Source organism: Reichenbachiella agarivorans (genome assembly GCF_025502585.1).
Classification (GTDB): Bacteria; Bacteroidota; Bacteroidia; order Cytophagales; family Cyclobacteriaceae; genus Reichenbachiella; species Reichenbachiella agarivorans.
In genome coordinates this window covers 1568961-1582764 of the sequence record NZ_CP106679.1, presented here as the reverse complement: position 1 = coordinate 1582764, position 13804 = coordinate 1568961, and the positions used below count along the sequence as shown (strand labels likewise).

The 13804-nt window shown below is 42.3% G+C and carries 13 protein-coding genes; 10 read left to right on the top strand and 3 right to left on the bottom strand.

Going from position 1 to position 13804, the window contains the following annotated elements; genetic code table 11:
* Both N6H18_RS06690 and N6H18_RS06685 read right to left on the bottom strand, forming a co-directional pair.
* Complete coding sequence (locus N6H18_RS06690; protein ID WP_262311069.1) at positions 1–693, bottom strand: polysaccharide biosynthesis/export family protein; 693 nt, start codon at positions 691–693, stop codon at positions 1–3.
* A 170-nt stretch (positions 694–863) separates the two neighbouring features.
* Positions 864–1970: a glycosyltransferase family 4 protein gene (locus N6H18_RS06685; RefSeq protein ID WP_262311068.1), complete on the bottom strand. Its 1107-nt coding sequence runs from the start codon at positions 1968–1970 to the stop codon at positions 864–866.
* A 78-nt stretch (positions 1971–2048) separates the two neighbouring features.
* On the opposite strand from N6H18_RS06685, the gene hflX reads away from it, so the two are divergent.
* Positions 2049–3215, top strand: coding sequence for a GTPase HflX (gene hflX, locus N6H18_RS06680; RefSeq protein WP_262311067.1), 1167 nt, complete (start codon positions 2049–2051; stop codon positions 3213–3215).
* On the opposite strand, the gene N6H18_RS06675 is transcribed toward hflX, so the two are convergent.
* Complete coding sequence (locus tag N6H18_RS06675; RefSeq protein ID WP_262311066.1) at positions 3212–3793, bottom strand: FISUMP domain-containing protein; 582 nt, start codon at positions 3791–3793, stop codon at positions 3212–3214. The genes hflX and N6H18_RS06675 overlap by 4 nt on opposite strands.
* Positions 3794–4033: 240 nt before the next feature.
* Here N6H18_RS06675 and N6H18_RS06670 point away from each other — a divergent pair, with 240 nt between their 5' ends.
* The 9 genes from N6H18_RS06670 to rodA all read left to right on the top strand — a co-directional run bounded on the left by N6H18_RS06670 (position 4034) and on the right by rodA (position 13276).
* Complete coding sequence (locus N6H18_RS06670; RefSeq protein ID WP_262311065.1) at positions 4034–4678, top strand: hypothetical protein; 645 nt, start codon at positions 4034–4036, stop codon at positions 4676–4678.
* Between the two features lie 17 nt (positions 4679–4695).
* Entirely contained in the window at positions 4696–5556 is an 861-nt protein-coding gene (locus N6H18_RS06665) for a geranylgeranylglycerol-phosphate geranylgeranyltransferase (RefSeq protein ID WP_262311064.1), read from the top strand.
* A gap of 1 nt (position 5557) precedes the next feature.
* Complete coding sequence (purN, locus tag N6H18_RS06660; protein ID WP_262311063.1) at positions 5558–6139, top strand: phosphoribosylglycinamide formyltransferase; 582 nt, start codon at positions 5558–5560, stop codon at positions 6137–6139.
* A gap of 75 nt (positions 6140–6214) precedes the next feature.
* Positions 6215–7741 carry a bifunctional phosphoribosylaminoimidazolecarboxamide formyltransferase/IMP cyclohydrolase gene (gene purH, locus N6H18_RS06655; protein ID WP_262311062.1) on the top strand — a complete coding sequence of 509 codons (1527 nt, stop codon included), beginning with the start codon at positions 6215–6217 and terminating at the stop codon, positions 7739–7741.
* 103 nt (positions 7742–7844) lie between these two features.
* A complete protein-coding gene (locus tag N6H18_RS06650) occupies positions 7845–8873 on the top strand; it encodes a rod shape-determining protein (protein ID WP_262311061.1) in 1029 nt (342 codons plus the stop codon).
* Between the two features lie 3 nt (positions 8874–8876).
* The gene (gene mreC / locus N6H18_RS06645; protein WP_262311060.1) at positions 8877–9710 is read left to right on the top strand and encodes a rod shape-determining protein MreC; all 834 of its coding nucleotides are present in this window, start codon (positions 8877–8879) and stop codon (positions 9708–9710) included.
* The gene (locus tag N6H18_RS06640) at positions 9697–10212 is read left to right on the top strand and encodes a Rod shape-determining protein MreD (protein WP_262311059.1); all 516 of its coding nucleotides are present in this window, start codon (positions 9697–9699) and stop codon (positions 10210–10212) included. Before mreC ends, N6H18_RS06640 begins: the two co-directional genes overlap by 14 nt.
* A 2-nt stretch (positions 10213–10214) precedes the next feature.
* Positions 10215–12014, top strand: coding sequence for a penicillin-binding transpeptidase domain-containing protein (locus N6H18_RS06635; protein ID WP_262311058.1), 1800 nt, complete (start codon positions 10215–10217; stop codon positions 12012–12014).
* A gap of 35 nt (positions 12015–12049) precedes the next feature.
* On the top strand, positions 12050–13276 hold the full coding sequence (rodA, locus tag N6H18_RS06630) for a rod shape-determining protein RodA (RefSeq protein ID WP_316044845.1): 1227 nt from the start codon (positions 12050–12052) through the stop codon (positions 13274–13276).
* Positions 13277–13804: the final 528 nt, after the last annotated feature.

The window sequence follows — 13804 nt, the reverse complement described above, 5'->3', positions numbered from 1 at the left end:
TTATAGGTTTTGTAATACAAGAATGAGTGCAAGTGTACTACTCAACAGACTCAAAAGTGGGGCAATGTCTTTTGTACTTTCCAGCCATGGCCTTCTCCAAGGCTCTATATAGATAATGTCCCCAGGTTCCATGCTGAGCATAGTTTTTTGCATCCCACTGATCGTGCTGAGGTCTATTTGAAAAACTTCTGGTTTGGACAGGGTGCCTCTGATCACTTTGATATTTTGAGATTTAGCACCCATTTCTAGACCACCTGCTAGAGCCAATACTTCTATTAGCGTCATGTTTTCATTGAGGAGAGGTATCAATTGCCCTCCCATAGCACCTAAGACGATTACTCGTTTGTTGACATAACCTAGCTTGACAAATGAGTCTTTGTAGAATGTATTGTATGCTATTTCTAGCTGAGACTCAGCTTGATTCAGTGTAAGACTGTCTATCTTGACCTGACCTATTATAGGCAATTTGACAGTTCCGTCTTTTTGGACTAAGTAGGTAAAATCTTCTTCTATTCTCCTTTGGGTTGTCATGTTTTGCTGTAGCTCCTTGTTAGGATCAATGATGCGTTCACCTCTGTTGGTATATACATTGATGCTGAGGTAATCATCGGTCTGGATGACATAATTTCTCTCTGCGTGCAACACGGCGGCCGCAAGGTCATTTTCATCAAACTGATCGTCTAATTTAAACATGATGTCTTGCTTGTAGACTTTGCATGAGCAGAGGAAAACAAGAAGGATGAGTAATAGTTTTTTGTCCAAATATGTATTCACTTAACGCGTTTTTCAGCAATTTATAAAATTGCCTCAATGACCAACAAATATGGGGTAAGATAAATCAGAATGGCTATTTCTAGAGGTTTCTAGTCGATAATCTTGCTAGTCTCAGAGAGATACTTTTCGATGATGATTTTTTCATCAAACTTGTCTTCGACTAATTTCCTCCCCTTTTCGCCCATCACTTTTAATGAAAACAAGTCCTTCTTAATAATCTGATGCATTTTTTCTCGCAGATCCTGACTACTCCTGACTTGACACAGTAGCCCGTTCTCTCCATCTACCACGACTTCTCTACAGCCTGGCACATCAGTAGTAATAATGGGTCTACCCATAGCTGCTGCCTCTAGCAGGGTTTTGGGAGTCCCTTCTCTGTAAGAGGGCAATACTACACAAGTAGCGTCCTCTATGATGTCTCGTACTTGATCGTTGGTACCTAGGTAGCAAATCGATTTTTCTTCGATGTAAGAGGATAAGGTGTCGAGTTTGACTCCTCTGGCATGCCCTTCGTCGAGCTGACCCAGAAGTTGGAATTCCACCATAGGATGGGACTGTTTCAAGATTCGTGCTGCCTCCAAGTACTCCATTACTCCTTTGTCGAGTATCAATCTGGCAATCATCAAAAATCTAACTGGTCGATTGGAAAGCTCCTTTTGGGATTGAAATGTGGATAAATTAATACCTGATCCTGGTATCAGTTGCGTATTGAGCTTAGGTAATTTTATTTGATTAAGGAAGTCTCGCTTGTCATCATTATTCTGGAAGAACACCAACGCTACTTGCTGAAATGCCCATTTGTAAAGTTTTTTAGCGATAAAGGGAGCCATCCCTTTGTTGAGAAAAACGGTACCCAATCCACTTACATTGTTGATCACTGGGATGTCTAGTGATCTAGCTGCCAGAGAACCATAGATGTTGGGTTTGACAGTATATTGATAGATGATGTCTGGCTTTTCTCTTTTGTATATCTTCTTTAATTGAAGGTATAGCTTGAGGTCTGTAATGGGATTAGAACCCGTATTGTCCATTTTGATGGAGCGAAAGGTACACCCCATGTCAACCAACCTTTGTGAAAATTCGTCTTCTGGAGCAATGGCTATTACTTGATGACCTTGTGCGATAATGGCACGGATCAGACCTGATCTGAAGTTATAGATATTCCAAGAGGTATTGACCGTGATGGCTATTTTCATAAGAACCAATCTTGAAGGATTTGTTGTAAAACTATACTAAATCCAGATAATTGATGAGTTTTGTAAAAAAATCAGAGAATGGGCGATTATTACCTTACATCAAAAGAAGAAGAACGGGCAGTTTTAGTTGCTGTTTCACCACAGAAACAAACTGAAGAAAAGACCAGAGAATACTTGGATGAATTGGAATTTCTAGCCAGTACGCTTGGGATTGAGACCTTCAAAAGTTTTGTACAGAAACTTGACAAGCCAGACTTGAGAACCTTTGTTGGTAAAGGTAAGCTTGAGGAGATCATCGCCTATGTGAAAGACAAAGAAATCAATGTCGTGATTTTCGATGATGAACTTTCTCCCTCTCAGATTCGAAACTTGGAAGCCGAACTAGAGGTCAAAATATATGATCGGAGTTTATTGATCTTGGATATTTTTATGAAAAGGGCACAAACTGCTCAAGCCAAGACACAGGTAGAATTAGCTCGTCAACAATACTTGCTGCCTCGATTGACACGTATGTGGACTCACTTGGAGCGTCAGAGAGGAGGTACGGGTACACGTGGGGGTGCGGGTGAGCAGGAGATCGAAACGGATAGAAGAACAGTTCGCGATCAGATTTCTGTCTTGAAAAAGAAACTCGAAAAAATCGATCTGCAGGGAGCCACGCGTAGAAAATCTAGAGAAAACGTTGTGCGAGTGGCACTAGTTGGATATACGAACGTAGGTAAATCAACTATTATGACTTTGCTGTCCAAAGAAGATGTCTATGCCAAGAATGAGCTTTTTGCTACGGTAGACTCGACCGTACGAAAAGTGGTCATCAATACAGTTCCTTTCCTGCTATCAGACACTGTTGGATTTATCCGAAAACTGCCTCACAATTTGATTGAATCTTTCAAATCCACTTTGGACGAAGTACGTGAAGCCGATATTCTATTACATGTCGTAGACATTTCCCACCCATCATTTGAAGAGCAAATGACAGTTGTGAATCAGACATTGGCAGACTTGGGAGTCGCGGACAAAGAAATGATCGTTGTGTACAACAAGATAGATCAACTCGAAACACCAGAAGAAGAAGGGTTTGATTTTACCTCAGGGATAGACACTACGTCTAAGAGTAGAACCAATATTTTTATCTCCGCAGTAGAGAAGCAGAATGTAGCGGAGTTTAGAAGGGTGCTCTTTGAGAAAGTCAAAAAGCACCACTTGAGGATATATCCTAACTACTTAGCGCCAGAATACCATTAATAATCCTTCACACATCTGCAGCTATTCATGTTTCTTGCACTGATGACGTCATGAGAAACCTCGTCATAATCAGCGTAAAGAGAGATCAAGCCTGCAGTTCTTTTGTCTCCGAGCTCTGCATCCCAAAGGTGAGCCGTTTTACCAATGTCGCTGAATTGTCCTTCAACGTTAGAAAAACCTCCCATCAAGATGTTCAAATTGCTTTTCCCCCCTTCTTTCAATTCTTTGCCGGCCATTTTATAGCCACCATAGCCAAGCATTAACTCTTGCCATTCTAGCTGGGTGGATAAATGCCATCCTTCTGGACACGCCGTTTTTGCAGAAATCCAGTTGTATAATTGGCCATATTTACCACAGTAGGCAGGATAGTTTTTGTAGCAAACCGAACCTTCCATTACATAGTTCAAGTTTTCTGCCATCCATTCTCTTTCTATAAAAATGCCTCCTTCGAGTTCTATCTGCATTTTCACAGATTTGTATACTTTCCCGTCTCTGGAATCAGTAAACGTACTCATCTCTTGTGCGTTTGAGGCCAAGACAGATACGAATAAGGCAAGCAACAGTAACAATTTTTTCATATGGATTTAATTAAGTTCTAATATAGGTATTGTCTAGTTCAATAAAGCTTAACTAAAATGTCTGTACATAATAGTTTGCCCAAAAATATAAAAATTTCTAGCAATCAATGATGATTTTGCACATTCTTAAGCTTTACTTTAAATTTAGAGAGATTTAAAGTACTTTATGAAGGTTAATTTTTGCTAAACCTTAGTAACTAGCATTAAGATCATCGTTGAACCAATTTATTATCCTAGCTGATGTCTGAAGAAGTCCAAAGCACAACCAGTCCCTTGATTAGCCTACTTGTAGTGGCAGGGTCCATCGTGACACTTCACTTTTCTATGGTGAATACAGATCCAAACGAAAAGGTGACCTATGACAATGTAATTATCATAGATCAGAATTACTATACAGAAGAAGTAAAACCAGCTGTGGATGAGGACACAAGCACTCAAGCACAGGAAATTAGGCGATCAGCACCAGTCAAAAAAGTAAATAATGCGCGGGCGGATTCTTTGTTTTTTGCAAAGATGCTCTCACAATCTCCGACCTACGATACTCCTGCCAAAAAAACAATCATTAGATATTATGTCAAGGATTTGGACTTTGGAAAGATAAAGGCATTGGAGAAATATGGTTTTTACATCCACGAAAGACCCTCTCCCCTCAAGGAGACCTATGCCACCAACGCCCTGTATGTAGGAGATTCGGTGACCAACCACGACGTGTTGCTAGTAGCATACACGTTGATCGAAAGCGGGGTTGTGATCAAATCTATCTCGTTCTCAAGAGAACATGCGGGATGGAAATCTCATTCTATTGAGATTGGAACCGATACGACTATTTTGGATGCGCAACCTATGACACTGGGGGATTTGAAAGAAGACTGGGGACGGATGTGATCACAAACAATGAACCTATGGCCTACAGATTGCTAGTCGATGCACTACGACTGAGCCGTGTCAATAACCTCATTATTATATTTTTTACACAATACATCACCGCTATTTTCTTGCTGGGAGAACCAGTACACTTCATGCAGGTGATCACAGATTTCAAGCTGTTTGCTTTGGTGTTGGGAACTGTTATTATCGCTGCGAGTGGCTATTATATCAATGACTACTACGACATCAAGATCGATCTGATCAACAAGCCAGATAAAGTAATTGTAGGGCGCAACTTGAAGCGGAGACCTGTGCTTTTGGCTCATTTGATGATGAGTCTGCTAGGAATATTGATGGGCGCATGGGTTTCACCATGGCTAGGGCTAGTCAATCTTGGGTGTGCCGTACTCTTGTGGTGGTATTCCAATCAATTCAAACGTCTGCCTTTTGTGGGGAATTTTGTCGTAGCGCTGATGACAGGCTGTACCTTGCTGGTATTGGGCATTTATTATCACACGACTGATTTGTTGCTGATGGTGTATGCTTTTTTTGCTTTTGGAATCACGCTGATCAGAGAGATCATCAAAGACATCGAAGACAAAGAAGGTGATGCACAATACGGCGGACTGACGCTCCCTATCGCCTTGGGTACACGACGTACCAAGTATGTTTTGTACTTTCTGATGTTGTGCTTTCTTATTTTCCTATCTTATTTCCTTTACCGACTAGGGAGTCAAAAATTGACGGTTTATTTTCTGATTCTGTTGTTGCCCTATCTTCGATTTGTCTACCTATTGATCAAGGCAGATACAAAAATTGCCTTCACGCATTTGAGTAATTATTGTAAGTGGCTTATTGTTGCAGGCATATTCAGTATCATCGTTCTTAATATCTAAAATGAGCAAGATCAAAATCGCAATTTTCGCCTCTGGTAGTGGTACCAACGCAGAGCAAATCACCAAATACTTCGCAGGACATGCTCAAATAGAGGTCTCGCTGATTTTATCTAACAAGCCTACTGCCTATGTATTGGAAAGAGCCAAACAGTTGGGGGTACCTTCTCAGGTGTTTGATCGCAGTACTTTTTACAATTCTGAAGAGGTGCTTGATTTGTTGAAAAAGGAGGGAATTGACTTTGTCATACTAGCTGGGTTTTTATGGTTGATACCTGGATATTTGATTGAGGCATACCGAGAGAAGATGATCAATATCCACCCAGCTCTTTTGCCCAAATTTGGAGGAAAGGGCATGTATGGTGACCATGTACATCGAGCAGTCGTAGCACAGGGTGAGTCTGAAAGTGGAATTACGATTCATCTGGTAGATGAAGTCTACGACAATGGACGCGTGCTGTGCCAGGCCAAGGTAGTCTTGGAGGCTCATGAAACCCCGGATTCACTTGCAAAAAAAATTCATGTTTTGGAGTATGAGTATTTTCCTAAAACAATCGAAAGTTTTATCACAGAATCAATGAATTGAGCCAATCTTTGAGGCAGATAACTGTTCTTTCCCAATTTAATAAGTAGCTTTGCAGCCTAATTTTAAGTAGTGAAAATGGGTTCAAAAAAAATCAAATCAGCGCTGATTTCTGTCTTTCACAAAGACAATCTGGATCAGCTGATCAAAGTGTTGGCAAGCAATGATGTGCAATTGTATTCTACGGGTGGTACGCAAAAATTCATCGAGGATTTAGGTATCAAAGTAACTCCGGTAGAAGAGATCACAGATTATCCTTCAATTTTTTCTGGGAGAGTAAAAACACTACATCCGAAAATTTTCGGTGGAATACTCAACAGAAGAGACAATGAGAGTGACAAACAAGAAAAGTCACAGCACAACATCCCTGATATTGATTTGGTCATCGTGGATTTGTATCCATTCGAAGCGACAGTGGCTAGTGGAGCATCCGAAGCTGATATCATCGAAAAAATTGACATAGGAGGTATTTCACTCATCAGAGGAGCTGCCAAAAACTTCAATGATGTATTGATCGTGTCGTCGATGGAGCAATATGCTGAAACCATCGACATGTTGTCCACGCAAGATGGAGCGACGACATTGGAGCAAAGAAAAAGATTTGCTACCAAGGCATTTGACATCTCATCACACTATGACAGTGCGATTTTTAATTATTTCAATCAAGGTGGACAAGAAAATGTTTTCAAGCAGAGCATCCGTCAGGCATCACCCTTGAGATATGGCGAGAACCCTCATCAAGAAGGGGCTTTCTTTGGTGACCTGGATCAATTGTTTGATAAATTGAACGGCAAAGAACTGTCATACAACAATTTGGTAGATGTAGATGCTGCCGTGAGTTTAATCAGAGAATTTGAGGGAGAAACTGCTTTTGCCATCATCAAGCATACCAATGCCTGTGGTGTAGCCAAAGGGTCTTCCGTGAAGGATGCATATTTGAAGGCTTTGTCATCTGACAATATTTCGGCATTTGGAGGCGTATTGGTGACCAACGACACAGTAGACCTAGCCGCGGCGGAAGAAATCAACAAACTTTTTTGTGAAGTGCTGATTGCCCCAGAATATGACAAAGAGGCACTAGAGCTACTCAGTTCTAAAAAGAATAGAGTGATTCTTAGAATCAAGCCATTGGTAGTGGCCAAAAAACAATTCAAAACGCTGCTCAATGGTGTCATCATGCAAGACGCAGACTTGAAAACCGACATGGCTGAGGACTTGACTGTCGTCACCAAAGTTGCGCCAACAGCTGAGCAGGTAGAGGCGATGCTATTTGCCTCTAAAGTGTGTAAACACACCAAATCTAACACCGTCGTGTTTGCCAACAAAGACATGATGCTGTCAAGTGGCACGGGTCAAACTTCCAGAGTAGACGCCTTAAATCAGGCAGTAGAGAAGGCAGCAACTTTTGGCATGGATCTCAAGGGAGCGGTGATGGCCTCAGACGCATTTTTCCCTTTCCCTGATTGTGTAGAGTTTGCGGACAAGGCTGGAGTAGTCGCGGTGATTCAACCAGGAGGCTCTATCAAGGACCAATTGTCAATTGACTATTGTGACGAGCACGGTATGGCTATGGTCATGACAGGAACAAGGCACTTTAAGCATTAATCAGAGCAAAAAAAATAATCGACTAAGAATAAAGTTGATTGGAATTTTTTTTGTGCGTAATTTGTGACAATCCACTCAAAAATAATAATCGAGTAAAATCAGTATGGGACTTTTAGATTTCTTTTCCAGCGATATAGCCATTGACTTGGGTACCGCCAACACTTTGATCATTTGCAAGGGAGTAGTAGTAGTAGATGAGCCATCTATCATTGCGATTGACAAGGCGAAGAACAAGGTGATTGCGATCGGTCGTGAAGCGATGCAAATGCACGAAAAAACACACGAGAGCATCAAAACCATTCGCCCACTCAAGGATGGTGTAATAGCCGACTTCCAAGCTGCTGAATCTATGATCCGCGGGATGATCAAAATGATCGACAAGGACAAAAGAAGATTGTTTCCCGTTTCGCATCGGATGATTGTTTGTATCCCATCTGGTATCACCGAAGTGGAAAAAAGAGCTGTAAGAGATTCATGCGAGCATGCAGGAGCCAAAGAAGTCTACATGATTCATGAACCCATCGCTGCTGCGATCGGAATAGGAATAGATATCGAAAGACCCGTGGGTAGCATGATCGTCGATATCGGAGGTGGTACTACAGAGATTGCAGTCATTGCCTTGTCTGGTATCGTATGTGATCAGTCGATCCGTGTAGCTGGAGATGCCTTCAACAAGGACATCTTGGACTACATGAGAAGACAGCACAACCTACTGATAGGTGAGCGTACAGCGGAGAAAGTGAAAATCAACGTCGGTTCTGCTCTGACAGAATTGGACGAAGGGCCAGAGGATTTTGATATCCGTGGACGTGATTTGATGACAGGGATTCCTAAAGTAATCAAATTGTCATACTCCGAAGTGGCGTTTGCGATCGATAAGTCTGTTTCTAAGATAGAAGAAGCTGTATTGAAGGCATTGGAAATTGCTCCGCCAGAGTTGTCAGCAGATATCTATGACAATGGAATCTACCTGACTGGTGGAGGTGCTCTGCTCAGAGGCCTAGACAAAAGACTGGGAATGAAAACCAAATTGCCCATTCATATCGCAGAGGATCCATTGAAGGCTGTAGTGCGTGGTACAGGTGAGGCTCTAAAGAATATTGAGGCTTACAAGGCAGTTTTAATGCAATAGTAAATGAATCGTCTTCTCCAGTTTCTATTCAAGTATAGGACACTTTTGGTGTTTGTTTTCTTGGAGGGGATTTGCTTTTGGGTCATTGTCAAAAGTAACAGTTATCACAGTGCAGAATTTTTTACTTCATCCAACCAGATGGCAGCATCTGTATTGGAGAGTTCTAGTAATGTTCGTGGTTATTTTTCACTGACGGAGCAAAATAAAATCCTTGCAGAGGAAAATGCTCGCTTGAGACAATTGCTGTTGCAGATGCCTGACTCGGTGTGGGCAGACAGTCTACTGGCAGATTCTACCCAATCCCCTATAGGGATAACTGCCAACGTAGTTGACAATTCCATCTTTTACCGCAACAATTATCTCACAATCAACAAAGGAAGCGAAGATGGTGTCCATGAAAAAATGGGGGTCATAGGACCTGATGGTATAGTAGGACAAGTCAAACACATTTCTTCTCATTATTCAACTGTGGTGTCATTGTTGCACAGCAGGTCGATGATTTCGGCAATGCATGCAAACAGCAAAGGACTGTGTACAATTACCTGGAAGGGAGAAGACCCTCAGTATGCGGAGATTGAGTATTTTCCTCGTCATATTCTGCTCAATGTCGGGGACACGATTGTTACCTCAGGTTACAACTCTGTCTTCCCAGAAGGGCAAATGATTGGAATTGTGAGCAAAATACATTTGGATGAGGCGGCTACCTTTTATGATGCACAGCTCAAATTGGCAACTGATTTTTATACCCTTAAGGATGTCTACTTGATGAGTCTCCCAGACAAAAATGAAATCGATTCTTTAACCTATTCAACCATGGAAGAAGATGGGCAGATTTAAATTTTTCGAAGGCATCATCAGCGTGATCCTCTTGGTCTTAGGTCAAGCCGTTTTGTTCAAAAACCTAGTGCTTTTTGATGTGGCATTTTGTTTTGCATATGTGATGATTTTCTTGCTGTTGTCCATTGAGACTGCTGCGATAGTGCAATTGATCTACGCATTCGTGATGGGTATGATCATCGATATATTCTATAATACACCCGGGATGCATGCAGCCGCCAGTTTGGTCTTTGTGTTTGTCAAATTGTATTGGGCACAGGCCATGACTCCAAGTGGTGGCTATGACATAGGTGCCAACATCAACCTCAAGACACAGGGTTTGCGTTGGTTTGTGATGTACTCCTATCCATTGATATTGGTGCATAGTCTGGTGGTGTTCTTTGTAGAAGCGGCTGGTTTTTCTTTGTTTTGGAGGACAATCACCACAGCATTTTACAGCTCTTTGTTTACTTTGGCAACCATCCTGATCATTCAGTATTTGTTCTACAAAAAAGTAAAATAGGAATGAATGATGATAGAAAATATGTCATAAGGGTTGTTATCATCTTGGTAGCAGTGATATTCTCTGTCAAACTGTTTTTCATCCAAATCATAGACGACAATTACAAAGCAGCTGCCGAAAACAACATCATCCACAAAATTGTAGAGTACCCATACCGCGGATTGATCTTTGACCGCAATCACAAGCTGGTCGTGCACAACGAACCGATTTTTGACCTTATGGTTGTTCCCAAAGAAGTTTATATCCCAGACACGGTTGCTTTTTGTAAGCTTTTTGGCATCACTCAGGAAGAGTTTGATGAAAGCATGTCGAAGGCCAAGAAGTTTTCCTACATTCAACCTTCTCAATTTATCAAGCAAATATCTAATGAATGGTTTGCTTCGATTGCGGATCAAATGACGGAATTCAGAGGGTTTTACCCCAAGGCCAGAACTATCCGCGGTTATAATTTTGAAAACCTCGGCAATGTCCTCGGCTATATCGGAGAGATCAACCAGCGTCAGCTCAAAGCAGACACGACCAAATATTACAAGTCGGGGGATTATATGGGAATCACGGGGCTAGAGTCTTCCTATGAAGAGGTGTTGCGTGGCAAACGTGGCGTGATGTACAAAATGGTGAATGTACGTGGTGTGGATCAAGGGTCTTTTAAAAATGGGCAGCTTGACACCTTGTCTGTCCCTGGAGAAAACTTGACCTTGTCCATTGATTTGGAGCTACAGCAGTATGCAGAGCGATTGATGAAGGGCAAGATTGGCAGTGTGGTGGCGATAGAGCCCTCTACAGGTGAGATACTGGCCTTCGTATCGGCTCCCTCCTACGAGCCTACATTGCTCAGTGGACGAAACTTTAGTCAGAACTACAAAAAATTGACACAAGACAGTCTCAAGCCATTGTTTAACCGACCATTGATGGCCATGTATCCTCCAGGCTCAATATTCAAAATCGTGCAGGCACTGATAGGGCTGGAAGAAGGAGTCATTACTGCCAACGAACAAGTGTACTGCGACCATAGCTTGATTGGTGACCATGCCCCTCAAGGCTACTACGATATCAGAAAGGGAATCATGTATTCATCCAACAATTATTTCCTCAAACTATTCAGAAGAATCATCAACCAAAACCCTGAACTGAGCCAGTTTGAACAAGCACCGATAGGGTTGAAGAAATGGGAGAAGCGAATGAATAGTTTTGGCTTGGGGACTCCACTAGGAGTGGATTTACCCAGCGAAAAATCAGGCTTGGTTCCCAGCCCTGAGTTGTACAATCGTATCTATGGAACAGGCCGTTGGAAAGTATCCAATTTGAGTTCGTTGAGCATAGGACAGGGAGAAACACTACTGAACCCTATACAGATGGCAAATCTGGCAGTGATCATGGCCAACAGAGGACATTATTACAGGCCGCATATGGTCAAGTCTGTCGGCAACAGCCATTATTTGGATCCATACTACAAAGAAAAAATAGAAACAGGCATCAGTGCACAGCATTTCCCAGTTGTGATTCAAGGAATGCAAGATGCATTGAGAGGAACTGCTGGTAGAGCATTACTCCAAGATGTCGAAATATGTGGTAAGACAGGTACAGTAGAGAATCCACATGGTGAGGATCACTCCACTTTCATGGCATTTGCTCCCAAGGATGATCCCAAAATTGCCATTTCGGTTTATGTGGAGAATGCTGGATGGGGAGGCAGGGCTGCTGCCTCGATTTCGAGCCTGTTGATCGAGTCGTACCTCAAGGGTGAGGTAAAACGAAAATGGTTGGAAGATTATGTACTTAAAGGAGATTTTCTAGATTGAGAGGAGAGAGCGCACTTGACCGGATTGATTGGACAGTGGTCCTGATTTATTTTGCCATGGTCATCTTGGGATGGGTCAATATCTATGCTGCGGTATATGACGAAGAGCTGGCAAACAATATTTTGTCATTGGACTACAATCCTGGCAAACAATTGATCTGGATCGGGACATCGATCATGATCATCATCGCCCTGATTAGTTTGGATTATAAGTTTTTTGATTCGTTTGCCTACATCATCTATGGCGTGGTGCTTTTCTTGTTGCTAGCGGTACTCCTCTTTGGTAGGGAGGTAGCGGGTTCTACTTCTTGGTTCGAACTGGGAGGTTTTAGATTCCAACCTTCTGAATTTAGCAAGTTTGCAACTGCACTGGCATTGGCCAAATACCTCGGAGATATCAATGTCAAGATGGACAACCTCAAAACACAGTTGATCGCAGTAGGGATCTTTGTCTTGCCTATGATTTTGATTGTGTTGCAAGGAGATACAGGCTCAGCCATGGTATTTGCGGCATTTTCTATCGTGTTGTTTAGAGAGGGTATATCTCCCATCTATTTCATAGTGGGTATAGGTCTGATCATCCTGTTTGTGGTGTCATTGCTGGTCAGCAAAACCATCATTTTCATCGTGGCAGGAGTGGCCTGCTTGGTCGTGATTGGGGCATCTGTCAAGCACCCTAAAAGAATCGCCATCACAGCCATAGTGGCTTTTGCTGTATTTGCTACTGTGACCAGTGTGGATTTTTTGATGAAAAATGTACTGAAACCACACCAGCGTAGTAGGGTGATTTCGCTCATCAATCCAGATGCCGATCCCCTGGGAGCAGGATGGAACGTGACCCAATCAAAGATCGCCATAGGTTCTGGAGGTTTTTTTGGCAAGGGTTTTTTGGAAGGAACACAAACCAAGTTCGATTTCGTACCTGAGCAGAGTACAGATTTTATCTTTTGCACTTTGGGAGAGGAACAAGGCTGGTTGGGTAGCATGGTGATGATTACCTTGTTTGTTGTATTGCTGATCCGAATCTCGGTGATTGCCGAACGGCAAAAGTCCCGATTTGCTAGAATCTACGGATATGGTGTGCTGTCAGTGATCTTCTTTCACTTTGCAGTCAATATTGCCATGACCATTGGTCTTTTTCCAGTGATAGGTATTCCCCTGCCATTTTTTAGCTATGGAGGATCTTCTCTATGGTCGTTTACCACTTTGCTATTTATACTCTTGGCACTAGATGCCAACAGAATGAATGTACTGGTGAGATGATTGTGCGTTTGCGCATGAAATCTTACCATGCTAAAAGCAAAATATAAGCACAGACAATCTGGCAGTACTGCAGTCCATACACAAGCAAGAAGTACAGTTTTAGATCCATCCATTGAGCCCATAAAGTAGGGTGAGAAAGGATCACAAGTGATCGTCAAAACAAACACATGTGTTCGACCGTCGGAACACACGTGTTTGGAGCTCGGAACACAGGTGTTTGATCGATCAAACACGTGTATTTAAAAAGGGACGATAAAACCGCCTCTAGGCTATGTAAATAGCATTTTTAGGAGAGATTCGGTACGATACTCTGCAAGCCCTCAGGTGCTCATATCTAGTTCGTGATCTATCTGCTATAGGAGTTAAAAAAGAAGACATTTTGTCTGGGTGGGGTTGTTCTGTATCCCCTTTCTCTAGTCTCTCCCTGCCTATGCTTCGGTACGGCTTGTTCACTCTTCGAGTACCTCAGAGTGACAAGGAGAACCTCAGCGTGACAAGGAGAGAACTTCAGCGTGACAAGCGATCGAG

What these genes read in the sequence shown, in the direction of transcription:
- mreC (WP_262311060.1), top strand. Translation starts at nt 8,877, where the DNA reads ATGAATCGTCTTCTCCAGTTTCTATTCAAGTATAGGACACTTTTGGTG.
- N6H18_RS06640 (WP_262311059.1), top strand. Translation starts at nt 9,697, where the DNA reads ATGGGCAGATTTAAATTTTTCGAAGGCATCATCAGCGTGATCCTCTTG.
- N6H18_RS06650 (WP_262311061.1), top strand. Translation starts at nt 7,845, where the DNA reads ATGGGACTTTTAGATTTCTTTTCCAGCGATATAGCCATTGACTTGGGT.
- N6H18_RS06675 (WP_262311066.1), bottom strand. Translation starts at nt 3,793, where the DNA reads ATGAAAAAATTGTTACTGTTGCTTGCCTTATTCGTATCTGTCTTGGCC.
- N6H18_RS06665 (WP_262311064.1), top strand. Translation starts at nt 4,696, where the DNA reads ATGGCCTACAGATTGCTAGTCGATGCACTACGACTGAGCCGTGTCAAT.
- N6H18_RS06690 (WP_262311069.1), bottom strand. Translation starts at nt 693, where the DNA reads ATGTTTAAATTAGACGATCAGTTTGATGAAAATGACCTTGCGGCCGCC.
- purH (WP_262311062.1), top strand. Translation starts at nt 6,215, where the DNA reads ATGGGTTCAAAAAAAATCAAATCAGCGCTGATTTCTGTCTTTCACAAA.
- N6H18_RS06635 (WP_262311058.1), top strand. Translation starts at nt 10,215, where the DNA reads ATGAATGATGATAGAAAATATGTCATAAGGGTTGTTATCATCTTGGTA.
- purN (WP_262311063.1), top strand. Translation starts at nt 5,558, where the DNA reads ATGAGCAAGATCAAAATCGCAATTTTCGCCTCTGGTAGTGGTACCAAC.
- N6H18_RS06670 (WP_262311065.1), top strand. Translation starts at nt 4,034, where the DNA reads ATGTCTGAAGAAGTCCAAAGCACAACCAGTCCCTTGATTAGCCTACTT.
- N6H18_RS06685 (WP_262311068.1), bottom strand. Translation starts at nt 1,970, where the DNA reads ATGAAAATAGCCATCACGGTCAATACCTCTTGGAATATCTATAACTTC.
- hflX (WP_262311067.1), top strand. Translation starts at nt 2,049, where the DNA reads ATGGGCGATTATTACCTTACATCAAAAGAAGAAGAACGGGCAGTTTTA.